The 25,737-nt window shown below is 64.2% G+C and carries 20 protein-coding genes; 5 read left to right on the plus strand and 15 right to left on the minus strand.

Going from position 1 to position 25,737, the window contains the following annotated elements:
- Positions 1 to 443: 443 nt before the first annotated feature.
- From tyrS to ACR30Z_RS19995, 3 genes are all read right to left on the minus strand, one after another.
- Complete coding sequence (gene tyrS / locus ACR30Z_RS19985; protein ID WP_434374378.1) at positions 444 to 1,754, minus strand: tyrosine--tRNA ligase; 1,311 nt, start codon at positions 1,752 to 1,754, stop codon at positions 444 to 446.
- 37 nt (positions 1,755 to 1,791) lie between these two features.
- Complete coding sequence (locus tag ACR30Z_RS19990; protein ID WP_434374379.1) at positions 1,792 to 4,020, minus strand: ATP-binding domain-containing protein; 2,229 nt, start codon at positions 4,018 to 4,020, stop codon at positions 1,792 to 1,794.
- A 122-nt stretch (positions 4,021 to 4,142) separates the two neighbouring features.
- A complete protein-coding gene (locus tag ACR30Z_RS19995) occupies positions 4,143 to 4,811 on the minus strand; it encodes a DNA-3-methyladenine glycosylase (RefSeq protein ID WP_434374380.1) in 669 nt (222 codons plus the stop codon).
- Between the two features lie 83 nt (positions 4,812 to 4,894).
- Here ACR30Z_RS19995 and ACR30Z_RS20000 point away from each other — a divergent pair, with 83 nt between their 5' ends.
- Positions 4,895 to 6,382 carry an AlkA N-terminal domain-containing protein gene (locus ACR30Z_RS20000; protein WP_434374381.1) on the plus strand — a complete coding sequence of 496 codons (1,488 nt, stop codon included), beginning with the start codon at positions 4,895 to 4,897 and terminating at the stop codon, positions 6,380 to 6,382.
- Between the two features lie 238 nt (positions 6,383 to 6,620).
- On the opposite strand, the gene ACR30Z_RS20005 is transcribed toward ACR30Z_RS20000, so the two are convergent.
- The 9 genes from ACR30Z_RS20005 to argC form a co-directional block, all read right to left on the minus strand.
- On the minus strand, positions 6,621 to 7,358 hold the full coding sequence (locus tag ACR30Z_RS20005; RefSeq protein WP_434374382.1) for a maleylpyruvate isomerase family mycothiol-dependent enzyme: 738 nt from the start codon (positions 7,356 to 7,358) through the stop codon (positions 6,621 to 6,623).
- A gap of 77 nt (positions 7,359 to 7,435) precedes the next feature.
- Positions 7,436 to 8,911: an argininosuccinate lyase gene (gene argH / locus ACR30Z_RS20010; protein WP_434374383.1), complete on the minus strand. Its 1,476-nt coding sequence runs from the start codon at positions 8,909 to 8,911 to the stop codon at positions 7,436 to 7,438.
- On the minus strand, positions 8,908 to 10,113 hold the full coding sequence (locus tag ACR30Z_RS20015; protein ID WP_018779118.1) for an argininosuccinate synthase: 1,206 nt from the start codon (positions 10,111 to 10,113) through the stop codon (positions 8,908 to 8,910). Before ACR30Z_RS20015 ends, argH begins: the two co-directional genes overlap by 4 nt.
- Before the next feature lie 71 nt (positions 10,114 to 10,184).
- Positions 10,185 to 10,721: an arginine repressor gene (locus ACR30Z_RS20020; protein ID WP_039240660.1), complete on the minus strand. Its 537-nt coding sequence runs from the start codon at positions 10,719 to 10,721 to the stop codon at positions 10,185 to 10,187.
- Positions 10,721 to 11,746 carry an ornithine carbamoyltransferase gene (gene argF / locus ACR30Z_RS20025; protein WP_434374438.1) on the minus strand — a complete coding sequence of 342 codons (1,026 nt, stop codon included), beginning with the start codon at positions 11,744 to 11,746 and terminating at the stop codon, positions 10,721 to 10,723. Before argF ends, ACR30Z_RS20020 begins: the two co-directional genes overlap by 1 nt.
- Positions 11,743 to 13,080 (minus strand): acetylornithine transaminase, encoded by a 1,338-nt coding sequence (locus ACR30Z_RS20030; protein WP_434374384.1) that lies wholly within the window; start codon positions 13,078 to 13,080, stop codon positions 11,743 to 11,745. Before ACR30Z_RS20030 ends, argF begins: the two co-directional genes overlap by 4 nt.
- Positions 13,077 to 14,018 (minus strand): acetylglutamate kinase, encoded by a 942-nt coding sequence (gene argB, locus ACR30Z_RS20035; RefSeq protein WP_144652147.1) that lies wholly within the window; start codon positions 14,016 to 14,018, stop codon positions 13,077 to 13,079. Before argB ends, ACR30Z_RS20030 begins: the two co-directional genes overlap by 4 nt.
- 11 nt (positions 14,019 to 14,029) lie before the next feature.
- On the minus strand, positions 14,030 to 15,196 hold the full coding sequence (gene argJ, locus ACR30Z_RS20040) for a bifunctional glutamate N-acetyltransferase/amino-acid acetyltransferase ArgJ (RefSeq protein ID WP_144652148.1): 1,167 nt from the start codon (positions 15,194 to 15,196) through the stop codon (positions 14,030 to 14,032).
- Positions 15,193 to 16,236: an N-acetyl-gamma-glutamyl-phosphate reductase gene (gene argC, locus ACR30Z_RS20045; RefSeq protein ID WP_434374385.1), complete on the minus strand. Its 1,044-nt coding sequence runs from the start codon at positions 16,234 to 16,236 to the stop codon at positions 15,193 to 15,195. Before argC ends, argJ begins: the two co-directional genes overlap by 4 nt.
- 167 nt (positions 16,237 to 16,403) lie before the next feature.
- Between argC and ACR30Z_RS20050 the strand changes: the two genes are divergently transcribed.
- From ACR30Z_RS20050 to ACR30Z_RS20065, 4 genes are all read left to right on the plus strand, one after another.
- Positions 16,404 to 17,492 carry a fatty acid desaturase family protein gene (locus tag ACR30Z_RS20050; protein WP_144652150.1) on the plus strand — a complete coding sequence of 363 codons (1,089 nt, stop codon included), beginning with the start codon at positions 16,404 to 16,406 and terminating at the stop codon, positions 17,490 to 17,492.
- 85 nt (positions 17,493 to 17,577) lie between these two features.
- The gene (locus ACR30Z_RS20055) at positions 17,578 to 18,543 is read left to right on the plus strand and encodes a quinone oxidoreductase family protein (protein WP_144652151.1); all 966 of its coding nucleotides are present in this window, start codon (positions 17,578 to 17,580) and stop codon (positions 18,541 to 18,543) included.
- Between the two features lie 118 nt (positions 18,544 to 18,661).
- On the plus strand, positions 18,662 to 22,618 hold the full coding sequence (locus ACR30Z_RS20060; protein WP_434374386.1) for a Pls/PosA family non-ribosomal peptide synthetase: 3,957 nt from the start codon (positions 18,662 to 18,664) through the stop codon (positions 22,616 to 22,618).
- A gap of 11 nt (positions 22,619 to 22,629) precedes the next feature.
- A complete protein-coding gene (locus tag ACR30Z_RS20065; RefSeq protein ID WP_434374387.1) occupies positions 22,630 to 23,967 on the plus strand; it encodes a M1 family metallopeptidase in 1,338 nt (445 codons plus the stop codon).
- Here the strand turns inward: ACR30Z_RS20065 and ACR30Z_RS20070 are convergent.
- From ACR30Z_RS20070 to ACR30Z_RS20080, 3 genes are all read right to left on the minus strand, one after another.
- A complete protein-coding gene (locus ACR30Z_RS20070) occupies positions 23,964 to 24,608 on the minus strand; it encodes a 4'-phosphopantetheinyl transferase family protein (protein WP_434374388.1) in 645 nt (214 codons plus the stop codon). The two genes, ACR30Z_RS20065 and ACR30Z_RS20070, sit on opposite strands and share 4 nt — an antisense overlap.
- 141 nt (positions 24,609 to 24,749) lie before the next feature.
- Entirely contained in the window at positions 24,750 to 25,133 is a 384-nt protein-coding gene (locus ACR30Z_RS20075; protein ID WP_434374389.1) for a DUF4259 domain-containing protein, read from the minus strand.
- Positions 25,134 to 25,436: 303 nt separating this feature from the next.
- Entirely contained in the window at positions 25,437 to 25,592 is a 156-nt protein-coding gene (locus ACR30Z_RS20080) for a hypothetical protein (RefSeq protein WP_434374390.1), read from the minus strand.
- Positions 25,593 to 25,737 lie beyond the last annotated feature (145 nt).

The following is a 25,737-nucleotide window of genomic DNA, read 5'->3' on the forward strand; positions in this document are numbered from 1 at the left end:
CACCCAGCAGCACACAAAAGCACCACCGAAACCGGCAATTCGAAGGGAGTCGGTCGCCATTCCTTCCGCATCAGCGGCGGCGACTCAGATAACTTTACACGCGCCCCACCCCCGCACCAAATCCAACCCAACACCACCCAAAAACCCCGCAAACACAAGCCAAACAACCCCACCACACCCCAAAACCAACCCAAAAACACCCCAACAACCAGCAGTGAAGCCCATCACACCACCCAAACCACCGCCGTCGAACACCCACCACCCACCCCAAAGTGAGAGAGCGTCGCCCGAAAACGGCAATTAGGTGAGAGAGCGTCGCCCGAAAACGGCAACTACGTGAGAGAGCGTCGAAGCCGCCGACACACGCCACAAGCGCTTAAACGCAGAAAGGGCCGGCAACCATAACGGTTGCCGGCCCTTTCAGAGCTGGATTGCCAGTGAACCTAGGCCGAAACCTCGATGGTGGCCAGGTTCTTCTTGCCCCGCCGAAGGAGCAGGTAGCGGCCGTGAAGCAGTTCGTCCTGCGCAATGACGGCGTCGGGGTCGGACACCTTGGTGTTGTTCACGTAGGCGCCACCCTCTCCCACGGTCCTCCGTGCAGCCGACTTGCTATCGGACAGGCCGGAGGCAACCAACAGATCAATGATTCCCAGCCCTTCCGCACTAATCGTCGCCGAAGGGAGTTCCGCGGTGGCGGCTTCGAGGGTTCGCTCATCCAGGACGGTGAGGTCGCCGTTGCCGAAAAGCGCAGCCGAAGCGGCGATGACCTTCTCTGTGGCGTCGACACCGTGGACCAGGGAAGTGACTTCGAAGGCGAGCTTCTTCTGGCCTTCACGGGCAAACGGACGCTCCGCCACAGCCTGCCCGAGAGCCTCAATCTCCGCACGCGAAAGGAACGTGAATACCTTGAGGCGATCCACGACATCGGCATCGGCCGTGTTGAGCCAGAACTGGTAGAACGTGTACGGGCTGCACATTTCCGGGTCCAGCCAGATGGCGTTGCCCTCGCTCTTGCCGAACTTGGTGCCATCGGAGTTGGTAATGAGCGGCGTACCCATGGCGTGCACGCTCTTGCCCTCCACCTTGCGAATAAGTTCGGTGCCACTGGTGAGGTTGCCCCACTGGTCCGAGCCACCGGTCTGGAGCGCGCAACCGTAATCCCGGAAGAGCTGGAGGTAGTCCATGCCCTGCAGGATCTGGTAGCTGAACTCGGTGTAGCTAATGCCTTCGTCCGAGCTGAGGCGAGACGCCACGGCATCCTTGCGGAGCATGGTGCCCACACGGAAGTGCTTGCCGATCTCGCGCAGGAAGTCGATGGCGCTCAGCGGGGCGGTCCAGTCCAGGTTGTTGACCATTCGGGCGGAGTTCTCGCCCTCGAAACTGAGGAAGCGGCGCACCTGGCCCTGAAGGTAGCCAACCCACTCCGCGACGGTGTCCTTAGTGTTCAAGGTGCGTTCCGCCGTCGGACGCGGGTCACCGATCAGCCCGGTGGAACCGCCCACCAAACCCAGCGGCTTGTGGCCGGCCAGCTGAAGGCGGCGCATCACCAGAAGCTGTACGAGGTTGCCCAAGTGCAGCGACGGCGCCGTGGGGTCGAAGCCACAGTAATACGTGATCGGGTCCCCTGCGAGCAGCTTTTCCAGTTCCGTTTCATCGGTGGAAACGTGGACAAGGCCGCGCCATTTGAGCTCCTGCCAGATGTTGGCAAAGGCGGGATCGTTGTGCTGGGACTCGAGGTTGTTTACGTGTGACACGAGATCTAAGTTAGCAGGATTGCAGTGCCCGTTTTTCCTAGCGCTCGATGCCGGCGGGTACCGGCGCGGCAGCGATGAGGCGCAAACGCTGCGTGGCTCGTGTCATGGCAACGTAAAGGTCGCCCACCTTGCCGTGCTCGTGGTTCAGCATGGCAGCAGGTTCCAGGACCACAACGCCGTCGAATTCCAGGCCCTTGGCTTCCTTGGGGCTGATCACCACGATGTCCTGCTCGTAGCTGCCGGCGCCGGAACCGATACGGCGTCCGTAGACTTCCCGGAGCGCGGCTGTGGCCTGCGGCAGCAAGGGGCCGTCGGCAATCACGGCCAGCAGGCCGCCGTCGATCGCTTCCACTTCCTCCGGCAGGACCTCCACCAGACGCTGCACAATACCGCCTGCCTCAACGTGGTCCACTACGGGTGACCACTTGCCCTCGCGTACAGCCTTGGGGGCGGAAACAACCAGGCCGGCGCGGTTGGCCATACGGACTGCCGCTTCGGCGATCTGCGACGGCGTGCGGTAGTTGACCGTGAGTTCTTCGAGCGTCCAGCGGTCACCGAACGACGGCGCCAGCGCGCTTTGCCACGAATTGGCACCCGCTGCTGCGCTCGTCTGGGCGATGTCACCGACGATGGTGAAGGACTTCAACGGGCAGCGCCGCACCAAAAGGCGCCACTGCATGGGCGACAATTCCTGGGCTTCGTCAACCACGATGTGGCCGAAGGCCCACGAGCGGTCGCTCGTGGCGCGCTCGGCAGCGGTGAGCCGTCCCTCGCGTTCCTGGTTTTGTTCAGCGAGCTCCTCAGCCGTCACCAGGACATCGACGCCCATGGCTTCCATGTTGGCAAGGGTTTGCTTGGCATTGGCGAGGTCGCGGGCGCGATCTGCTTCCTGCTGCGCCAGTCCCCTGCCGGCCGCGGGATCGAGCTCGCCCAACAGCTCGGCGGCCTCATCCAGCAACGGAACGTCAGCCTCCGTCCATGGCGCGTCGACGGGCCGCTGCAGCAGCGCGCGCTGTGCGGCCGTGAGGTGGGGCGTGCAGGCTTCAAGGATGGCGGGCTTGCTGAACAGCTCGGAGATCAATTTCTCCGGCGTCATCGGCATCCAGCAGAGGTTCAGGGCGATACGGACATCCCGGGCAGACCGGACGTCCTCGGCAAGGTAAGCACGATCGGCGTTGTTGCCGATATTCGATTCCTCCACAAGGTCCGTCAACTGCTCGGTGAGCTCACGCAGCAGAATCTTGACGAAGGTGAGCCGCGCTTCGTTATGCGGCTTGCCGGTGGCGCGGGCTTTTTCCCGGGCACGACGAACCTGCCGGACAGTCAGCGTCAGCTTCCGCGAGTCGACTTCGAGGATGCGGTCCTCGGCAGGCGTGCGCTGTCGGTTGGCCACGGCATTGGCCACCACGGCGGCCATGTCCAGCTTGCCCTTGAGGGCAGCGACATCCGCGTTGTCCTCGGGGATGGCGTTGATACCAGGCATGAGGCGACCCAGGCTGGCCATGACCACGCCCGTTTCACCCAGCGACGGCAGAACCCGTTCGATGTAGTGCATGAAGGACGACGACGGCCCAACCAATAGGACGCCGGCGCTCTTGAGCCGATCCCGGTGCGTGTACAGCAGGTAGGCCGCGCGGTGCAGGGCGACGGCAGTCTTGCCCGTGCCGGGACCACCCTGGACCACGAGCGCGCCCGAGATGGAGGAGCGGATGATCCGGTCCTGCTCCGACTGGATGGTACCCACGATGTCCGACATGCGGCCCGTGCGCTTGGAGTTCAAGGCCGCCAGCAGGGCGCCTTCCCCCTGGAGGGAGTCGTTGTCCGCGAGCATCCCGGCGTCCAGGACGTCATCTTCAATCGCTTTGACCTCGCGCCCCTGCAGGATGAGGTGGCGACGGCGGCGCACACCTTGGCGATCGAAGGCGGTGGCCTGATAGAAGTGGCCGGCTTCGGGCGCACGCCAGTCGACCATGAGTCGTTGGAGATCGGCGGTCGAGAGGCCGATGCGACCTATGTACTGGGCCTCACCCGAATCCAGGTCGAGCCGACCGAAGACCAAGCGGTCGTCGACGGCGTCGAGCTGGGCCAAGCGGTCTTCGTACAGTGCCGCGAACGCGTCACGTTCGGAAACGTTCTGCATGGTTCCCACCGCGCCGGCCTTGCGCACTTGCGCCAGCTGGGCGCGCTTTTCTGCGCGCAGCTCATCGAGCCGGGCGTACAGCCCGGCAACGTATTCCTGCTCGTGGACCAAATCAGCGTCGTGCATCGAACCGTAACCCCTATCGCAAAAGACAGACCGTCCATTCTACAGCGATTTTGGTAAACGTGGGGGGTACAGGTCATACGGCGGACTGCGTCACATAAAGTTCTTCGTGCCGCAGTGCAAAGTCACCCCGCTGCGGGCCGATTTCGGGGCCTGGCCGCTTTGTACCTGGACACGGTGGGATCGTCCTCGATCCAAAAGCGCCACGGATACTCGGTGGTTCCTCCCGGGCCAGCCACCCCAACCCGTGGCCCGCTGGCCACCGCCGCTGCCGGAGTCGCAGGCAACAACAAATTGAAAGGTTCTGCGAGCGCGTCACGGCCGGTGTCCGCCGTCGTCAGTCCAAGTGCGGACGCAAGCCTGGCAGGCCCGCTGGCCAGGTCCCTATGTGCCTTGGAGGCCGGCCTGCGGACGGCAGCGAGACCTTCACCCTCCACAATCTCGCCGGCTCGGAGGAGTAAAGCCGAGGGGGCGCCGTCACGGCCGCAAACGATGTTGGCGCAATAGTGCATCCCGTAGGTGAAGTACACGTACAGAAATCCCGGCGGTCCGAACATCGGAGCATTCCGTGCTGTGAGACCCCCGAAGGTATGCGAACCGGGATCGGGGTACTCGGAATCGCGCGGGCCCATGTAGGCCTCCACTTCCGTGAGCCTCACCGAGACCGGACCGGCTTCCGAGTAATGAGTCAGTACAGCGCCCAGGATCAGCGGAGCTATGACACGGGCGTCGCCCTCAAGGAACTTCCGCACTTCCTTCGGGTCACTGACAGCGTTTTCCGTGGACGAACTCATGCCCAGACCCTAGCAAAGGACGAGGGGACGGCCATGTCCGATTTCCGCTAGCAACCGTGCGGGGCGGCTGGCAGGATGAAGCCATGGACTTCTGGCAGCGCTACAGGGCGATCGACGCCCGCGACACACGGTTCGACGGCCAGTTCTTCACAGCCGTCAGCTCCACCGGGATCTATTGCAGGCCGTCGTGTCCCGCCCGGACTCCAAAAGCTGAAAACGTCACATTCTATGAAACCTCTGCGGCTGCGCACGAAGCAGGTTACCGGGCCTGCAAGCGGTGCCTTCCCGAGGCTGTCCCCGGAACTCCGGCGTGGAACATCCGCTCGGACATCGCCGGCCGCGCCATGCGATTGATCAACGACGGCGTCATCACCCGTGAGGGCGTCGACGGCCTGGCGCAACGGCTGGGCTACTCCGCGCGGCAACTAAACCGCATCCTCAGCAACGAGCTCGGTGCCGGTCCCCTCTCGCTGGCCCGGGCAAGCAGGGCGCAGACGGCCAGGACCCTGTTGGTTTCAACGAACATGCTGCTGGCAGATGTAGCATTCGCTTCCGGGTTCAACAGCGTGCGCCAATTCAACGACACCATTGGTGAGGTCTTTGCGATGACCCCGACGGCGTTGCGCGCCACCGGGGCGAAGTCCGGCCCGCACAGGGGCACCGGGGTTTCGGGGGCGGCGCCTGCCGCTCTGACACTTAACTTGCCCTACAGGGAACCGTTTGATCCGGGAATCTTCGACTTCCTGGCAGTTCGGGCGGTTCCGGGCATCGAGGCGGCAAGTACCTCGGCGGATGGAACCAGGACGTATGCCCGCACGCTGCACCTGCCGCGGGGCAGCGCGTCCTTCTCTGTCGCGTTCAACCCTTCAGCTCCGGGCAAACCGTTGCAGTTGACGGCCACCGCCGTTGACCTCCATGACCTCCCGGCACTGTTGAGCCGAGTCCGGAGACTATTCGATTTGGACGCGGACCCTCAGTCCATAGATGACGCATTGGCCACGGACCCCCGGCTAAAAGGCAGCGTCACAGCGACCCCCGGAATTCGGGTTCCAGGTGCCGTGGACCCCCAGGAATTGCTGATCAGGGCAATAATCGGGCAGCAGATCACCGTCGGCGCTGCTCGTACTGCCCTCACCCGGTTGTCGGCTGCCGGCTCTCCCGCCGCTGTGGCCACTCCCGGTTTGGAACGACTGTTTCCGACGGCGGCAGAACTCGCCGAGCACGGCCGTGCCCTGCTCCGGGGACCCCAGCGCCGCATTGACTCCGTCGTGGCCGCAGCCGAGGCCGTGGCCACCGGGGCGCTCGACTTCGGTTACGGTGACGATCTGGGGAGCCTGGAAAAGAAGCTTTTGCCGTTGCCGGGCGTGGGACCGTGGACGGTTGGGTATGTCGGCATGCGTGTGCTGGGTGCCCCTGACGTTTTCCTGGCCAACGATGCCGCGGTGCGGAACGGCTTGAAGGTGCTGCCCGCAGTAGCAGGACTCAGTGGCGATTTCCGTGAGCTCAGCCCTTGGCGCTCCTACGCCACCATGCACCTGTGGCGTGCAGCGGCAAAGCCCAAAACCCCGTAATTAGCCGACCCTCTTCCACATCCCAACACCATTCTGCCGACCCTCTTCCACATCCCAACGCCATTCTGCCGACCCTCTTCCACATCCCAACGCCATTCTGCCGACCCTCTTCCACATCCCAACGCAAGCACTTGACTGGGGCATGGACGTGCAATGTGAGAGAGGGATCGCGTCAAGTGGTGGTGATGTGAGAGAGCGTCTCCAAAAAGCCGACGGGAAGTGAGAGAGCGTCAGAGGATTAGCGGGCGGCGGGCTGGGCGGCCGGCCAAGGCAAGAGCTCGGGCAGTTCGACGCCGTCGGCGGCCGCAGTTGCCCGCAGGCTGCCAAGGCTCGGTTCGCGGCCCGCCAGCCAAGCTGCGATGTCCGTCAGCATTCCCGTAATGGCTATCGACGTCCCACCATTGCCGATACTCAGCTGCGGAAGGCCTGTTGGCTGCAGGACCAGTTTGTACGTCTCGGGCACACGCGCAGCCAGGAAGCCAATGAGGTGCTCGCAGAACGGCCGGCTCCACGTCTCCGGCCCGTAACCCAGGCGCAGGTCCGATGCATGGATGGTGAGTTCGCGCCACAGAGCCAGCCCGCCGTCGAAGACTGTTCCGTCCCGATAGGCGATCCGGGCCTGCCAGTCGTCCTCACCCAGGGCGTCAAATGCGGACATGGCGGAAGCCAGCGCAGCGGTGACGGACTCCGTGTGCTGCGCGCGGCTGTGGCCCGCAGCAAGCTCGATTGCCTTCGTGCGTCCCTCCATGCCGCCGTCGTACAGTTCGATGGTTTCGCCGCGGCGGGCATATTCGAGCTGCCGTGCCATCGCGTCGGCAATGCCCCTGGTATGGGCAAGAACGTGTCCGCGGGTCCAACCGGGAAGTTCCGAGGGTTCGGCTACGGACGCGTCGTCCATTTTGGCAAGGAGTCGGGTGACGGTGTCGGCGGCTTTGTGAAGCTCTGCGGGCAACGTCTCTGGAGTGATCCGGGTCATATCGCCATGCTAACGCAGAGTTAAACGAAGAGCGGGACGGCACCTTCAGGTACCGTCCCGCTCCCGGCGGACAAGCGTTAAGACGCGTAAGTGCGCGCTGCGTCCAGTTCCGCTTCCAGAGCCGTCAGCTGGCGTTCGACGGCGGCCGGCGCCGTTCCGCCCTGCGAGTTGCGGCTGTTGAGCGAACCTTCCGTACTCAGAACACTGCGGACCTCCGGAGTCAGGTGCTCCGAGATGGCTGCGTACTCCTCGTCCGTCAGGTCCCACAGTTCCACGCCCCGGCCTTCGGCCTGCTTGACCGCGGCACCGGAGAGCTCATGCGCCTCGCGGAACGGGACGCCCTGGCGGACCAGCCATTCGGCGATGTCCGTCGCCAGCGCAAAGCCCTGGGGTGCCAGTGATTCCATTCGCTCTGTGTTGAACGTGAGCGTGGCGATCATGCCGGACACGGCCGGGAGCAGCAACTCCAAGGTGTCGGCGGCGTCGAAGACCGGCTCCTTGTCTTCCTGCAGATCGCGGTTGTACGCGAGCGGCAGGCCCTTGAGCGTGGCGAGGAGGCCCGTCAGGTTGCCAATGAGGCGTCCGGCCTTGCCGCGAGCAAGCTCAGCAACATCCGGGTTCTTCTTCTGCGGCATGATCGAGGACCCCGTGGAGTACGAATCATGCAGCGTGACGAAGGAGAACTCCTTGGTGGCCCAGAAAATGACTTCCTCGGAAATCCGGGACAGGTCAACGCCAATCATGGAGCAAACCCAGGCGAACTCGGCAAAGACATCACGTGAAGCAGTGCCGTCGATCGAGTTGTGCACGGCCGAGAAGAAACCGAGGTCCGCGGCAACAGCCTCAGGATCCAGCCCAAGGGACGAACCAGCCAAGGCACCGGAACCATATGGCGAAACACCGGCGCGCTTGTCCCAGTCCTGGAGCCGCTGCACATCGCGCAGCAAAGCCCAGGCATGGGCCAGCAGGTGGTGGCTCAGGAGAACCGGCTGGGCATGCTGCAAGTGGGTACGGCCAGGCATGGCGACACCATGGTGTGCCTTTGCCTGCTCAACGAGGGCATCGATGGTGGCAAGGACGCCCTGGGCGATGATCCGGGCGTGGTCCCGCAGGAACATGCGGCCAAGGGTGGCCACTTGGTCGTTGCGTGAACGGCCGGCGCGGAGCTTGCCGCCCAACTGGGTCCCGGCACGCTCAATCAGTCCGCGTTCCAGTGACCCGTGCACGTCCTCGTCGCTCTCGGCCGGAAGGTAGGCGCCGCTCGCGACGTCTTCGTCCAACTGCGTGAGGGCGGCGAGCATGCCTTCGAGCTCGGCGTCGTCCAACAGTCCGGCCTTGGCCAGCACGCGGGCGTGGGCCTTGGAACCGGCGATGTCGTAACGTGCAAGCCGCCAGTCAAAGTGGGTGGACTTGCTCAGTGCGGCCAGTGCATCCGCGGGGCCGCCGGCGAACCGGCCGCCCCACAGTGCACCCTCATTTGTCCCTGAACGCTCCCCAACCTCGCTACGCTCGGCCGGGGACCCCTGCGTCCCGGGGCCCTGCTGCGGCGTCACTCGCCTGCGACGCGGAGGTCGCGGCCGGAGGCTACCTTCGAGGACATGCCCCACAGCTCGATGAAGCCGCGCGCCATGGACTGGTCGAAGGTGTCGCCGGTGTCATAGGTTGCGAGGTCGAAGTCGTAGAGCGAGGTCTCGGAACGACGACCGTTGACGACTGCCTGGCCGCCGTGGAGGACCATGCGGATGTCGCCGGAGACATACTTCTGGGTGTCCTCGATGAAGGCGTCCAAGGAGCGCTTGAGCGGGGAGAACCACTGTCCGTCGTACACGAGTTCTGCCCAGCGCTGGCCGACGGTGGCCTTGAAGCGGGCCTGCTCGCGCTCAATGGTGATGTCCTCGAGGTGCTTGTGTGCGGTGATCAGCGCCATGGCACCCGGGGCTTCGTAGATTTCGCGGGACTTGATGCCCACAAGGCGGTCCTCGACGACGTCGATGCGGCCAACGCCCTGCGCACCTGCACGGCGGTTGAGTTCCTGGATGGCCTGCAGCGGGGTGACCTTGACGCCGTCGATGGCTACAGGCACGCCGGCCTGGAAGGAAATGGTGACCTCATCCGGTGCCGGCGGGAATTCCGGGGTGGCGGTGTAGTCGTAAATGTCCTTTGTGGGAGCGTTCCAAATGTCCTCGAGGTAACCGGTTTCGACGGCGCGTCCCCAGACGTTCTGGTCGATCGAGTACGGGTTCTTCTTGGTGGTCTCGATCGGCAGTCCCTTTTCCTCAGCGAAGGCGATGGCCTTGTCGCGGGTCAGGGCGAGGTCGCGAACCGGCGCAATGCACTTCAGGTCCGGGCCGAGGGTCTGGATGCCAACTTCAAAACGGACCTGGTCGTTGCCCTTGCCGGTGCAGCCGTGGGCAACGGTGGTGGCGCCGAATTCCCGGGCAGCCTTCACCAGGTGCTTGACGATGACCGGACGCGAGATGGCCGAAACCAGCGGGTAGTGGCCCTGGTAGAGGGCGTTCGCCTTCAGGGTGGGCATGGCGTACTCGTTGGCGAACTCGTCGCGGGCGTCGGCTACGTAGGCCTCGACGGCGCCGCAACCGAGAGCGCGCTGGCGGATGGTCTCCAGGGACTCGCCGCCCTGTCCAACGTCGACGGCCACAGCGATGACCTCGGCGCCGGTGGCTTCACCGATCCAGCCGATGGCTACGGACGTATCAAGGCCACCGGAGTAGGCCAGAACAATGCGCTCAGTCACGAGAGTGCTCCTTTGTTGTTGCTTGGTTCATTCGAATCAAATGCTGTGTGAATCAGTGCTGTGTAAAGCAGTTAGTTGCCGGGGCCGGCTTCCTCGGCCATCCGCAGGAATCTGGCCGCTAGCTCTGCCCCTCCATCGGGATCCCGTGCGACCAGCAGCAAAGTATCGTCGCCTGCGATCGTACCCAATACCGACGGCATCACGGAGTGGTCAACGGCCAGTGCCAGGAAGTTCGCTGCCCCCGGCGGGGTGCGGAGCACCACGATGTTGCCCGATGCCTCCGCTGTTACCAGGAGTTCGCCGCAGAGCCGGGTCAGCCGCGCGTCGAGAATTTCCTGGGTGACCCCGCTCTTGGCGTTGCGGTCGCCGCCCTCCCCCGGCACGGCATAGACCAATGCTCCATCCTTGCCGCGGACGCGCACCGCGCCCAGTTCCACGAGGTCGCGGGACAGGGTGGCCTGGGTGACCTGCACGCCGTCGTCCGCAAGCAGGGCTGCAAGCTCTGCCTGCGAACGCACGGACTCACCCGTCAGGATCGCAGTGATGCGGGCCTGTCGGGCGGTCTTGGTGGCCGGGCTTGCGCCCGGCACGGACGGGTTGGCGGACACTAGAACGTGCTCTCCCCAGTGCTCTCGAGGGCAGAGGTGCCTTCGACGGGAGAAAGGCCCTCAACGAACGCAAGCCCGGAGCGGTGCATCAGCCAGGCCATGAGGGCCTTCTGGGCGTGGAGCCGGTTCTCTGCCTCATCCCAGACGATGGACTGCGGTCCGTCAATGACGCCGGCCGAAATCTCGTAACCGCGGTATGCCGGGAGGCAGTGGAGGACGACGGCGTCCGGCGCGGCCTGCGCCATGGCAGCCTCGTCCACGGAGTAGTCGCGGAACAGTTGCAGGCGTGCTTCCTTCTCCGCTTCCTGGCCCATGGACACCCAGGTGTCCGTTGCCACGACATCTGCACCCTTGAGTGCCTCCGCGGCGTCGCTGGTGATCAGGACGGAACCGCCGGTCTCCGCAGCGCGTTCTTCTGCGGCCGCCACGATTTCCGGTGCCGGGAGGTAGCCTTCGGGACCGGAGATGCGGACGTGCATTCCGGCGGTAACGCCTGCCAGCAGGTAGGAGTTGGCCATGTTGTTCGCAGCATCGCCCAAGTACGCCATGCTCAATCCTGCGAGTTCCCCCTTGTGCTCCTTGACTGCCAGAAGATCGGCAAGGAGTTGGCAGGGGTGGTAATCGTCGCACAGGGCATTGATGACGGGGACCTTCGAATTCTCCGCCATGGCCACCAGCCCCGAGTGGGCACCAGTCCGCCACACAATGGTGGACACCATGCGTTCCAGGACCTTCGCGGTGTCCTCGACGGATTCCTTGTGGCCGATCTGCGCTTCACCAGGGTTGATGATGAGGGCGTTACCGCCCATGTCGGCAACCCCGGTAGCGAAGGAAACACGCGTTCTGGTGGAGGTCTTGTCGAAGATCACGGCGACCGTCTTGCGGCCGTTGCCATCCGCAGCGTAGGGCTGCACGCTGTACGGTGCTGCCTTCATCCGGACGGCGAGTTCCAAGACCTCGGCCTGCTCGGCCGGGCTGAGATCCGTGTCCTTCAGGAAGTGACGGGTGGTGGAAGTGCTCACTATGCGTCCTTAGGGGTCTGGGCGGTAGCCGTGGCGATCAGGGAAGGCAAGGCGGCAAGGAATCGATCCGCTTGCTCGATGGTCAGGATCAGCGGGGGCGCCAAACGGATGGTCCGGGGTCCGGGGCTATTGATGATGAAGCCGGCATCCAGTGCCGCAGTCACCATGGCCGGCGCAATGTCGGCGTTCAGGTCGAAGCCGATCAGCAGGCCTTCGCCGCGGACTTCGGTGACATCCTCGACTACGGCCAGACCCTCGCGCAGGTGCGCTCCGACAGCGAGCACATTCTGCAGGACACCCTGGCTTTCGATCGCGTGCAGTGTGGCCAGCGCGGCAGCCGTGGCCACCGGGTTCCCACCGAAAGTGGTGCCGTGCTGCCCGGCGGTGAGCAGGGCCGACGTCGTACTTCCGAAAGTGACCAAGGCACCTACCGGGAAGCCGCCACCGAGACCCTTGGCGAGCGTGACGGCGTCGGGAACGATGCCCGCGTCCTCGCTGGCGAGCCATTTGCCGGTTCGGCCGATGCCGGTCTGGACCTCGTCCAGGATCAGCAGCGCGCCAGCGGCGCTGGTGGCCTCACGGGCCGCTTGCAGGTATTCGGGGCTGAGGGGCCGGACGCCTGCTTCGCCCTGGATCGGTTCCATGAAAACGGCCGCTGTGGAATCGTCGACGGCGGCACGCAAGGCTTCGATGTCGCCAAACGGTATGTGAACAACACCACCGGGCAGTGGCTCGAAAGGAGCGCGGTACGCCTCTTTGGCCGTGAGCGCCAAGGCACCCATGGTGCGGCCGTGGAAGGCGCCTTCGAGGGCGATGATCTTGGTGCGCCTGCCGTCGGCGTTGTTCCGCCGCGCGAGCTTGAAGGCGGCCTCGTTCGCTTCCGTGCCGGAGTTCGCGAAGAACACTTTGGACCCGGCCGGCGCCTTGCTCAGGGCCAGCAGCTTTTCGGCCAGGGCAATCTGCGTCGGGCTGGTGAAGAAGTTGGAGACATGCCCCAGCGTGGCCAACTGGCTGGCGATCACGGACGTGACGAATGGGTGGGCATGGCCCAACGCATTCACGGCGATACCGCCCAGGAGGTCCAGGTATTCCTTGCCGTCGGCGTCCCACACGAGGCAACCGGCGCCACGGACAAGAACACGCTGCGGGGTACCGAAGACACCCATGAGCGACGACGAGTACCGGGCAAGCCAGTCCGCGCCTGAGCTCTGGGAAACGAGCGTGGTCGCTGCAGCCTCCGCAGCGATGGGGGCCCCGCCCGCTTCGCGGTGCCCGACCACACCCGGCCCCCCATCGCTGCTGCGGCTTTCGGCGGTATGGCTCAGTTCCGTGCTCATGCGTTCACTTCCTCGTCGGGTACTACCTGGGTGCCGATGCCCGCCGTCGTGAAGGTTTCCAGCAGCATGGAGTGCGGCAGGCGGCCGTCCACGATGTGTGCGCGTTCCACGCCTTCATCGATGGCCTTCAGGCACGCGGCCATCTTGGGGATCATGCCGGACTCGAGGCGGGGCAGCATGTCACGGAGTTCGGAGGCCGTCAGGGAGGAGATCAGCGAGGATTTGTCCGGCCAGTTGGCGTAGAGGCCTTCGACGTCGGTCAAGATGACCAGCTTGGTGGCACCCAAGGCTGAGGCTACCGCGGCTGCGGCGGTGTCCGCGTTGACGTTGAGGACCTGGCCTGTGGTCTGGAAACCGTTGCCCTCCTCAGTGATCTCCGGCGCGACCGTAGAAATCACGGGGATGCGGCCGGCGTCGAGGATGTCCTTGATACCGGCGGGATCCACGCCTACGACTTCGCCCACCAGGCCGAGGTCGACTTCCTCGCCGTCCACCACAGTGCCGGTCCGGACGGCGCGCAGCAGGCCACCGTCTTCGCCGGACATTCCCACCGCGTACGGTCCGTGGGAGTTGATGAGGCCAACGAGTTCGCGTCCTACCTGGCCCGTGAGGACCATGCGGACAACGTCCATGGCTTCGGGGGTGGTGACACGGAGGCCGCCCTTGAACTCGGACTCGATGCCGAGGCGGCCCAGCATGGAATTGATCTGGGGGCCGCCGCCATGCACCACTACCGGGTGGATGCCCACGTGGTGGAGGAACACGATGTCTTCGGCAAAGGCACGCCGAAGGTCATCGTTGACCATGGCGTTTCCGCCGTACTTGATCACCATGGTGGTGCCGGCGAAACGCTGGATCCATGGAAGGGCCTCGATCAGTGTTCCGGCTTTGCCCTGGGCGTCAATCATCGACGTCGTCTCGCGGGTGTGCGCAGTCATCGTCATTCCGCTCAGCTCGAGTAGGCGCTGTTCTCATGCACGTAGTCGTGCGTGAGGTCATTGGTCCAAATAGTTGCCTCGGCGTCGCCGGCCTGGAGATCAATCTCCACGAGCACTTCGCGCGGTTCGAGGTCCACCAGGTTGCGGTCGTCGCCGATCGCACCGTTGCGGCAGATCTGCACACCGTTCATGGCGACGTTGAGCTGATCCGCTTCGAAAACGGCGTCCGTGGTTCCCACAGCAGAAAGGACACGGCCCCAGTTGGGATCTTTGCCAAAGATGGCCGCCTTGAAAAGGTTGGAGCGGGCCACGGAGCGGCTGACGGTTTCAGCGTCACGTTCACTGGCGGCGTTGAAGGTACGGATGGCGATGTCGTGGCTGGCACCTTCGGCGTCACCGATCAGCTTGCGGGCAAGCTCGGCGCAGACGGCGGTTACCGCTTCGCTGAGTTGCTCTGCCGACGGCAGGGCCTCGGAAGCACCTGAAGCGAGCAGCACTACGGTGTCGTTCGTGGACATGCAGCCGTCCGAATCTGCACGGTCGAACGTGACCCGTGTGGCATCGCGGAGCACTACGTCGAGCTCGTTCGCAGGTACTTCAGCGTCGGTGGTCAGCACCACCAGCATGGTGGCCAGGCCTGGAGCCAGCATCCCCGCACCCTTGGCGATACCGCCCACTGTGAACGGCTTGCCTTCTGCATCCTTGCCCGTGAAGACAGCTTCCTTGGACACGCTGTCCGTGGTCATGATTGCGGTGGCAGCCGCGGAGCCGCCGTCCTGGGACAGCTCACGGAACGCGGCTTCGACGCCCGGGAGGATCTTGTCCATGGGCAGCTGCTCACCGATGAGGCCGGTGGAACAGACCACGACGTCGGAAGCTGAGACGCCCAGCACCTCGGCCACTTTCTCGGCGGTTGCGTGGGTGTTCTGGAAACCCTGCGGTCCGGTGCAGGCGTTGGCGCCGCCGGAGTTCAGGACCACGGCGTCCACGCGGCCGTCGCTGACAACTTGGCGGGACCAGTGAACAGGGGCAGCTGCCACCCGGTTGGAGGTGAAAACCGCGGCGGCCGCCTTGGACGGACCATCGTTGACGACGAGGGCCAGATCCGGTTTGCCTGAGGCTTTGATGCCTGCTGTGATGCCGGCGGCCCGGAATCCCTTGGGTGCGGTAATGGTCACGGGGCTACTCCCTGCAGGTTCAGGCCGGCTGTTTCGTCCAGGCCGAGGGCAATATTCATGGACTGCACGGCTCCGCCGGCTGTCCCCTTGGTGAGGTTGTCGATGGCGCAGGTGACGATGACACGGCCGGTGTGCTGGTCGAATGCCAACTGCATGACGGCGTGGTTGGAGCCCTGCACCGATTTGGTGGTGGGCCACTGGCCTTCGGGAAGAAGGTGAACGAACGGTTCGTCGTCGTAGGCATCTACCCAGGCTTGGCGAAGCTCGGCTTCGGTGACACTGCGTCCGGCCTGCGGCCGCACTTTCGCTGTAGCCGTAGTGAGAATTCCCCGGCTCATCGGCACCAGCGTAGGCGTGAACGAGACGGTCACCGGCTCTCCGGCTGCGTTGGACAGTCCCTGTTCGATTTCCGGCGTGTGGCGATGTCCGCCACCCACGCCGTAGGGGCTCATGGAGCCCATGACTTCAGCGCCGATGAGGTTGATCTTGGCCGCCTTACCGGCACCGGAGGTACCTGAGGCAGAGACAATAACGACGTCGTCCGGCAGGAGGAGATTATTGGCGAACCCTGGCGTCAAGGCGAGCAGGGCCGACGTCGGGTAGCAGCCGGGCACGGCGATGCGGGTGGCACCTTTGAGCGCCTCGCGCTGGCCGGGCAGTTCCGGGAGCCCGTAGGGCCACGTGCCCGCATGGGCCGAGCCGTAGAACTTTTCCCACGCTGAGGCGTCCTGCAAGCGGTGGTCGGCACCGGCGTCGATGACTACAGTGCCTTCCGGCAACTGGGCGGCGATTTCGGCGGACGCGCCGTGCGGAAGGGCCAGGAAAACGACGTCGTGACCCGACAAGTTCTCCACCGTGGTGTCTTCCAGGATCCGGCTGGCCAAACCGTGGAGATGTGGCTGCAACTCCCCTAGTCTGGAACCGGCGTTGCTGTGTGCGGTGATGGCACCGATAGTGACGTTCGGATGGCCCGCAAGCAGGCGCAGCACTTCTCCCCCGGCGTAGCCGCTGGCACCGGAGACGGCAACAGAAATAGTCATGACTCCACTGTACAGCAAAAATATTCATGCTGTCCGATATTTATGCATGCAGTTGTGAGCAGTCTCATTTTTTTGGGGATTACCCGTATGCTTAGTGAAGGGTGATCCAGACCGTGCAGTCCGAACGTCGGCTGCAGCGTTGCCCGTTAGCGATACGGGGCACATTTATGTCACCCACGTCCACCGCTGAGCGCCCCAAAGCTCGCGCAATTCAACCCAACCCCGTCGTCCAGAGCTACTCCGAGCTCCTCAAGAGCGTCAAAGCCGAAGGACTCCTCGAACGCCGTTCCGGCTTCTACATCTGGGTCTTCGTGGCCTTGGTGCTCCTTATGGCGGGCACCTGGTTGGGGTTCGCCTTGATCGGTGAATCCTGGTACCAGCTGTTGATCGCTGCTGCCGTGGGTATCCTCTGCACGCAGTTGAGCTTCCTGGCCCATGAAGCCGGCCACAAGCAGATCTTCGCCTCACGCCGTGCCAATGATTGGTCCGCGCGCTTGCTGGCCACCGGCGTCGCCGGCATCAGCTACTCCTGGTGGGAACAGAAGCACGGAGCCCACCACAACCACCCCAACGTCATTTCCAAGGACCCGGATATCCGGAACAACGCCTTGGTCTTCCACGAAGACGCCGCAGCTGAACGCAAGGGCCGCCTCGCCTTCCTCACCCGGCGGCAGGGCTGGTTCTTCTTCCCGCTCCTGACGCTCCTGGGCCTGAGCCTGCAGTTCGACTCCCTCCGCTTCGTCTTCGGCAAGCAAAAGGTACGCCATCGCTGGGTAGAGACGCCCATCCTGGTGGCGAGGCTCGCTACCCTCCCGGTCCTGGCTTTCACTTTTCTGCCCATTGGCATGGCGTTTGCCTTCCTTGGCGTCCAGATCATGGTGTACGGCTTCTACATGGGCGCTTCGTTCGCGCCAAACCACAAGGGCATGCCAGTCCTTCCCAAGGACAGTCGGGTCGACTTCCTCAACCGCCAGATCCTGACCTCGCGCAACATCTCGGGCGGCATCTTCATGGACTTCCTCCTGGGCGGTCTCAATCGGCAGGTGGAGCACCACTTGTTCCCGGACATGGCCCGCCCCCACCTGTACAAGGCCACAAAGATCGTGCGTGAATTCTGCGCCAAGCATTCGATTTCCTACACCGAAACCACGCTGTTGCAGTCCTACGGAATCGTGGTCCGGTACCTCAACGACGTTGGCCTGGCGGCCGGCCGTGGTTTCGATTGCCCCGTCGCTTCGACGCACGGGCGCCGCTAGGCGTTCGACACGGGAGGCCCCAACCTCCCTAGGATGGATTCTGAAACCGGGTACCGGAACCACCGCCCCGGAGTGAGGAGCCACCATGACGCACGCCATCGTTGCACGGCAGCCCGGAGGACCTGACGTCCTCGAGTACGCATCCGTGGAACCACCGACACCTGGCCCCGGCCAGCTGCTGATCAAGGTCGCAGCTGCCGGGGTCAACTTCATTGAGACCTACCAGCGCAGCGGTATTTACACCGTGGACTATCCGTTCACCCCGGGCGCTGAGGCAGCCGGCACCGTGGAGGCGGTAGGTGAGGGCGTGGAGGAGTTTGCAGTCGGTGACCGCATCGCCACTGCCGAAGCCTCCAGGACCTACGCTGACTACACGCTGGTGGACGCGGCCAAGGCACTGCCCATTCCGGCCGGCGTGGATGATCACACCGCCGCAGCCTTGCCCCTGCAGGGCATCACGGCCCACTACCTGATGAACTCCTCCTTCCGCGTGGAGCCGGGACACACCGTCCTGCTGCACGCTGGAGCCGGTGGCGTGGGTTTGTTGTTGACCCAGCTGCTGAAGGCTCGCGGGGCGCGTGTGATCACCACCGTTTCCTCGGACGAGAAGGCGGATCTCTCTACGCTGGCGGGCGCAGACGAGGTGCTGAGGTACGACGGCTTTGCTGGCAAGGTCCGCGAACTCACCGACGGGGAAGGCGTCAATGTGGTGTACGACGGCGTCGGCAAGGACACGTTCGACGATTCCCTGAAGAGCCTGCGCATCCGGGGTGCCATGGTGCTCTTCGGAGCGGCTTCGGGCCCGGTGCCGCCGTTTGATCCCCAGCGTTTGAACGCCGCGGGTTCGTTGTCCCTGACCAGGCCCACCATGGCGCACTTCGTCCAGAACACCCACGAACGCCGGTGGCGCTCAGCGGAAATTTTCGATGCCGCCGCCAACGGCACTCTCACTGTCCGGGTGGGCGCCACGTACCCACTGGCAGAGGCCGCCCAGGCGCACCGCGACCTGGAAGGCCGCCGCACCACTGGCAAAGTCCTGTTGGTGCCCTGACCGCCATGCCCGGCTCCCCAATATTCGGTGACCTACAGGCGAACAACGGTGCAACAAAGTCTTACGGGCAGGAAACGTCCGACACCTTTTGTTCACCTTCCTGCGAAAAGCTGGGCCTGTGAGCACAGAACATCCCGTGGGGGCCGGGCAGACGCCTGCCCTGACCACCTACCGCCCCCAGTTGCCGGGCGGCACCGCAGCACCCGCCGAACGTACCCTCGTTGACATCCTGGAGGAGACGGCGGCATCCTTCCCGGAGTCATCCGCGCTGGACGACGGCCAGAAATCGCTGAGCTACACAGAACTGCTCGCCGCCGTCCGTGCCTTCGCTCGGAAACTGAATGCCACAGGACTGGGCCGCGGGGAAAAAATAGGCGTCCGCATCCCCTCGGGGACCAACGAGCTCTACATCGCCATCCTTGGCATCCTCATGGCAGGCGCCGCCTACGTGCCGGTTGACGCCGATGACCCTGATGAGCGGGCGCGCCTGGTGTTCGGCGAAGCCAAAGTGGGCGCTGTCATTGGAGCAGGACTTGAGGTGCGACTCGCCGAAGGCGCACGCGAACCCGTTGCCACCCCCAGCACTCCGGGGTTGGACGACGACTCGTGGATCATCTTCACGTCCGGATCCACAGGCACTCCCAAGGGCGTAGCCGTCAAACACCGATCCTCCGCCGCGTTCGTGGACGCCGAGGCTCGGATCTTCCTCCAGACCGAGCCCATCGGACCCCAGGACCGAGTACTGGCCGGCTTGTCTGTGGCCTTCGATGCGTCCTGTGAGGAAATGTGGCTCGCTTGGCGCCACGGTGCGTGCTTGGTCCCCGCTCCCCGGGCCTTGGTTCGCACGGGCATGGACCTGGGGCCCTGGCTCATCAACCATGGCATCACCGTCGTTTCGACTGTGCCAACCCTTGCCGCCCTGTGGCCGGCCGAAGCACTGGAAAACGTCCGCCTGCTCATCTTTGGCGGCGAAGCCTGCCCGCCTGAACTGGCTGAGCGGCTTGCCGTGGACGGACGCGAAGTCTGGAACACCTACGGCCCCACGGAAGCCACCGTCGTTGCGTGCGCCGCTCCCCTGGGCGGACCCGGCCCCGTACGCATCGGCCTGCCGCTGGACGGCTGGGACCTCGCCGTCGTCGATGCCAGCGGTGTCCCGGTCGCCGAAGGCGAGATCGGCGAACTCATCATCGGCGGCGTTGGGCTGGCCCGCTACCTCGACCCCGCCAAGGACACCGAAAAGTACGCGCCGATGCCGACGTTGGGATGGGACCGGGCCTACCGTTCAGGCGACCTGGTCCGCTTCGAAGCCGAGGGCCTTATCTTCATGGGCCGGGCAGACGAACAGGTCAAGTTGGGCGGACGACGAATCGAACTGGGCGAAGTGGATGCGGCGCTGCAGTCCCTCCCGGGCGTTGCCGGCGCTGCCGCGGCGGTCCAAACCACGGCCGCAGGGAACCAGATCCTTGTGGGATACCTGGCTCCCGCTGACGGCTTCGAGCTGGACATGGATGAAGCCCGGCGCCTCTTGGCCGAAAGTCTTCCTGCTGCCTTGATCCCCCTGCTGACGGTAGTGGATTCGTTGCCCACCAAGACCAGCGGCAAGGTGGATCGCCATGCCCTCCCCTGGCCACTGGCGGGAGCCGGTGCCACCGAGGCAAGCAACGCTCCGCTGAACCTGCCCGATGACGCCCGGTGGATTGTAGACCAGTGGGAGGCCGTACTCGGCAGCGCTGTCGGCTCCCTCGACGCTGACTTCTTTGCCTATGGCGGCGGCTCCCTGGCCGCAGCCCAGCTCGTCTCCGCCCTTCGGGTCCGGTACCCAACCATCACAGTGGCCGATATCTACGCGACTCCGCGCATCGGCGCCTTGATCGACGCCGCCCGGCAGTCACTGCCCGACGGCGTTGCGCTGGGTCCCGCCGCCGAGCGCACCGTCCGTCCCACCGCCTTGAAGTCGCAGATTTTCCAGGTCCTCATGGGAGTGCCGCTGCACATCCTGGTGGGCATGCGCTGGCTCACTTACCTCATGGCCGCAAACAGGTTGCTGGCCGACTTTGCCGGCTTCTCCGCTGCACCAGTGGTGTCGTGGTGGTGGATAGCAGCATCATGGCTGGTCTTTGTCAGCCCGTTGGGAAGGATGGGCATTTCGATTCTTGCTGCCCGCCTCCTCCTCGGCCGGGTGGAACCGGGAACGTACCCGAGATCCGGCAAAACGCACCTGCGGCTCTGGCTTGCCGAGCAGATTCAGGATCTTTCGGGTGCCATTGGCTTGGCCAGTGCGCCTTTCGTCCCCTATTACGCCCGGGCTCTCGGCGCCAAAATCGGCCGGGATGTGCACCTGCACTCATTGCCGCCGGTGACAGGGCTGCTGTCGCTGGGCAGCGGCGCGAACATTGAGCCGGAAGTAGACCTTTCCGGTTGGTGGGTGGACGGCGATTCAGTCCATATCGGCCAGATACACGTGGGCGCAGGAGCCGTTGTGGGCTCCAGAAGCACACTCATGCCTGGTGCCACCATCGGTGCCGGTGCGCATGTTGAGCCGGGTTCCGCAGTTCTTGGCAAGGTCAAAGCCGGACACTTGGTGGCAGGGTCCCCCGCTGAGCGACGTGGCAAGGCCAAACACGACTGGCCGGAAACCGCGAGTCGTCGTTCCGCAGTGGACCGACTGTGGCTCTCGGCCTTTGCGGCCGCCTCAGCTCTTCTCGCCTTGATCCCCTACCTGTCAGCCTTCGCCGGTGCACTGGTGATCCTTGCTTTCATCCGAGGCCACGAATCCTTGGAAACCGCCCTTCCCCAGGTCGCCGTCGCACTGCCGCTGGCTGCCTTGGTGTGGTTCTTCGGGAACCTCGTCCTCATCCTGATAGTGGCCAGGCTCCTCGGGTTGGGTCTCAAAGAGGGCTACTACCGGGTCAGGAGTCGGGTGGGCTGGCAGGTGTGGGCCACTGAACGCCTCCTGGATATGGCCCGGGACCTGTTGTTCCCCATCTACGCCAGCCTTTTCACCCCTCTTTGGCTTCGCTTGCTCGGAGCCAAGGTTGGCAAGAACGTGGAAGCTTCCACGGTGCTGTTGGTCCCCCGGATGACGACCATTGGCGATGGCGCCTTCCTGGCCGACGACACCATGGTGGCCTCCTACGAACTCGGTGGCGGCTGGATGAAGATTGCCCCGGCCAAGATCGGAAAACGTTCCTTCCTCGGCAACTCGGGCATGACGGCGGCCGGACGCAACGTTCCCAAGAACTCCCTCGTCGCAGTCCTCTCTGCCACGCCCGCCAAGGCGAAATCCGGTACGTCGTGGCTGGGCAGCCCGCCCGTGAGGTTGCGCCGCACCGCCGTCGACGCTGACCAGACCCGCACGTTCCAGCCGCCCTTCAAGCTCAAGCTGGCGCGAGCCCTGTGGGAACTGTGCCGCTTGGTTCCTGTCATCCTCACAGTGACTATCGCGGTGGCCGTGATGGTGGTCCTGGACTGGATCGCGAGGGGGTGGGGCTATTGGGTTGCCGCGCTCCTGGGTGGTGTGGTCATGCTGGCTGCAGGCGCCGTGGCCGCACTCAGCTCCATCGTTGCCAAATGGGTTCTGGTGGGAACCATTCGAGCCGGTGAACATCCCCTGTGGAGCTCGTTCATTTGGCGCAACGAAGTGGTGGACACGTTCATCGAAATGGTCAGCGCACCCTGGTTCGCCCGGTCGGCTGCGGGCACGCCTGCGCTGGTGTGGTGGCTCCGCGGCCTCGGCGCGAAGATCGGCCGCGGCACGTGGTGCGAGAGCTACTGGCTCCCTGAGGCCGACCTCGTGACCCTGGGCGAGAACTCCACCGTCAACAGGGGCTGCGTGGTGCAAACGCACCTCTTCCACGACCGTGTGATGAGCCTGGACACGGTGACGCTCGGTAGCGGGGCCACCATGGGTCCGCACGGCGTCATCCTCCCCGCGGCCAGCATCGGCGACGGCGGAACTGTAGGCCCGGCGTCGTTGGTCATGCGCGGCGAGACCGTCCCGGCGGGGACGTATTGGATGGGCAACCCGGTGAGCCCGTGGGTGGGTCCGTCTGCACAAGCCCCGCGTCTCAAGTAGATTGGGAGCTAATGACCGCACCCATCAGCACCCCCAGCCCCGACCCCTACACGTTGGACCACGGCAGTACCAGCTACCGAGTAGACCGATATGAGTTGGACCTTGACGTCAGACTGGGCAGCAACAAGCTGATCGGCAAGGCAGTCCTGCAGTGCACGGCCTTGGAAGCAGCGACGCACATCGTCTTGGACCTGGTGGGTTTGCGGGCTTCCAAAGTCCATGTGGATGGACGGAAAACCGCGAAATTCAGCCAACGCGCTGAGCACCTGGTGGTCACCCCTGCCTCCCCGGTGAAGCCCGGGCAACAATTCACCGTGGATATCCGGTACGACGGTAATCCCCAGCCGCGTCGGGGCCTGTGGGGAGAGGTGGGCTGGGAGGAACTGACCGACGGCGTCCTGGTCGCCGGACAACCCAACGGCGCTGCATCCTGGTTTCCCTGCAATGATCATCCACGGAGCAAATCGAGCTTCCTGATCTCGGTAACCACCGACGCCAACTACCGGCCCGTCTGCAACGGCCGACTGATGTCCGTTTCGCGGAAATCCAGCCGTGAGACCTGGGTGTACGAGCATTCCGAACCGATGGCGACGTACTTGGCTACGGTGCAGATCGGCCGGTACGTCCTGGTCCCTTTGAATCCGGCTGACACGCACCACCGGGTACCTCAGTTCGCTGCGGTGACGCTTGAAATGGCCGATGCCGCACGTCACGGGCTACGGCGCCAGCCGGACATGATGCGAACCTTCGAGGACTGCTTTGGGCCGTACCCCTTCACGGAGTACACCTCGGTGGTCACCGACGATGACCTGGAAATCCCCTTGGAGGCCCAGACGGTTTCCATCTTCGGGCGCAACCACCTGCGTGACACGTGGGAAGCCCAGCGGCTCATAGCCCACGAGCTCTCGCATCAATGGTTCGGCAATTCCCTGACTGCGAGCAGCTGGAAAGACATTTGGCTGCATGAAGGATTTGCCTGCTACGCGGAGTGGCTGTGGTCTGAGGAATCCCGGACCATGACAGTGGCCGCCCGTGCGCTGGCCGCGTGGAAGAAGCTCGACGTCGGTCCGCAGGACTTGCTCATTGGCGATCCAGGACCTGAGCTGATGTTCGATGACCGGGTGTACAAACGTGGTGCCTTGGCCGTGCACGCACTGCGCACGGCCGCCGGGGATCCGGCGTTCTTCGCGTTCCTGAAGCATTGGACCGCCGCGAACCGCCACGGTTCTGTATCGACGGAGTCCTTCGTTGAAGCTGCGGACTCGTTCATTCCGGGCTTCGATGCCGCGTCGATCCTGCGGCCGTGGCTCTATGAGACTGCGTTACCGGCGCTGCCTACGGCGCCTTAGCCGAGGGCCAGGGCGGCCACCAGTCCCTTCGGCTGCCCGGCAGGCAGTTCCCTTCCGGTAACATCTCGCAGGCCAGGCCGGTCCAACACATCCAGCTCTGCGGGGTTATGACGCAGACCTTCGCCGGTCATCTTCAACCAGGCTTCCTTGCGTGCCCAGAGCCGGGCCCGCAGCGTGGCTTGGTCCTGTTCCGGGAAGGACGCCAGGAAACGCTTCTCGCTTTCGGTCAGGACCACGTCATCAAATCCGTCGAAGCCAACCCCGTCTATCGCTTCCAGGTCCGCTCCCAGCCGGAAGGCATCCGTTGGATGCACGACGCCGGCCAGCAGCACCCAGCCCGACGCGCGGGATGCGCTCAGTAACAAAGGCGCCGGACCGCCGTCGAGAAGGAACCCGGGGCGGCCGTGGTCCTGGCCCGGGCCGCACTGCGGACAGTGGTAGTTCGGGATCAGGTGGCTGGGCTCAGCCTCCAGAAGGGAGGCGGCAAACCGTTGGAGGGCAACCCGGCCGCCGATGAATTCAGCCCGATCCTTGGCGTTCACGAAACGGAGGGCGCGTTGGTGAGCAGGCTGGCCAAGACTACGAGTGTCCGAAACAGGCACATCATCGAGCTGGAGCAATTCAAGCACCGGACTCTCCATCGTGACCTCCTTACCTGGCTTTGTCCCCCGCGAAATGTTCACAGGTATGGGTGCATGTCAACGAGCATGGAGGTCCAGGCACTCCACTGACCAATACTGGATGGCTGCAGTAGGCCGCCGATCTGACAACAGTTCGGCCGATCAGCGCAACAGGCCCTGAATACGCGCCAGGTTAGCGAGCCACGCCACGTAGTCTTCGTCGTCTTCCCCGAGATCCGCCCAGACGTCGTGGCCGTCGACCTCCGGATCGTCGATGATCGCCTGGATCGCCCGTGCAGCAGCTAGGTTCAGGGCAACCGGAGGCGCCTGTTGGCCAGCAGCCCAGTCAATGACATCCGGATGGACGTCAGTTTCCGCTTTGCCGCTGAGCAGCAGCAGAAGCGCGCCCGCGGCTACGACGCTCTCAGTCGAGCCGCTGTCCAGCGTCTCCTCGATGAACGGCCACACCTCAGGGGCTTCCTGCAGATCACCGAACCAGTCGAGAGCCTCGTCGTTGCCGAAACTACTCGTAGACCAAGCACCCATCTCAAACTCCCCCATACGTTGTGTTCATCAGTCCTGTAAATCACTTACGCTGCGTACTGCGACCTGGACAGTCAATAGTGAATCACATCCGCCGGGTCCAGCCCCAGCGACGAAACGACGCGTGACATGGGCTCAACTTTCTTTCGCGACTAAACAGATTCCCGGGGCTGTTGCAGGTCCTCAAAGCTGTGTTCACCTGGACGCCAGACCATCCATGTACGATCCTCGAAGCCCATGAGCTGAGCGATCTCGACATGGACCTCCTCGATCGTCGGGTGAATCATCACAGTCCCGGTGTCCAGCTCAGACATAACTGTTGAGCACGATCGGACCGTCGGCATGTGGGTCCCCATCGAAACGCAGCTGCACGTAGTCGTTGAGTACGAATTCGACCGAGTACATCCTGACCCCAATTAGCCGCGACAGCAGTTCGTTGGGCACGTATGAGGGTGCTGCCATATCTTGCTCCTCTGTGCGATTGAACGTCTCCGAATCAATGTGGAAGTGAGAACCAGCGGGCAAAGCGTTGAACCGGAAGCCCGCCGGTCACCGCGGGAGGCCGAGGTCCCCAGCGAAACTGCAACCCAAGTCAAGCATGGACACG

This window comes from Paenarthrobacter sp. FR1 (assembly GCF_051106045.1).
Taxonomy (GTDB): Bacteria; Actinomycetota; Actinomycetes; order Actinomycetales; family Micrococcaceae; genus Arthrobacter; species Arthrobacter nitroguajacolicus_A.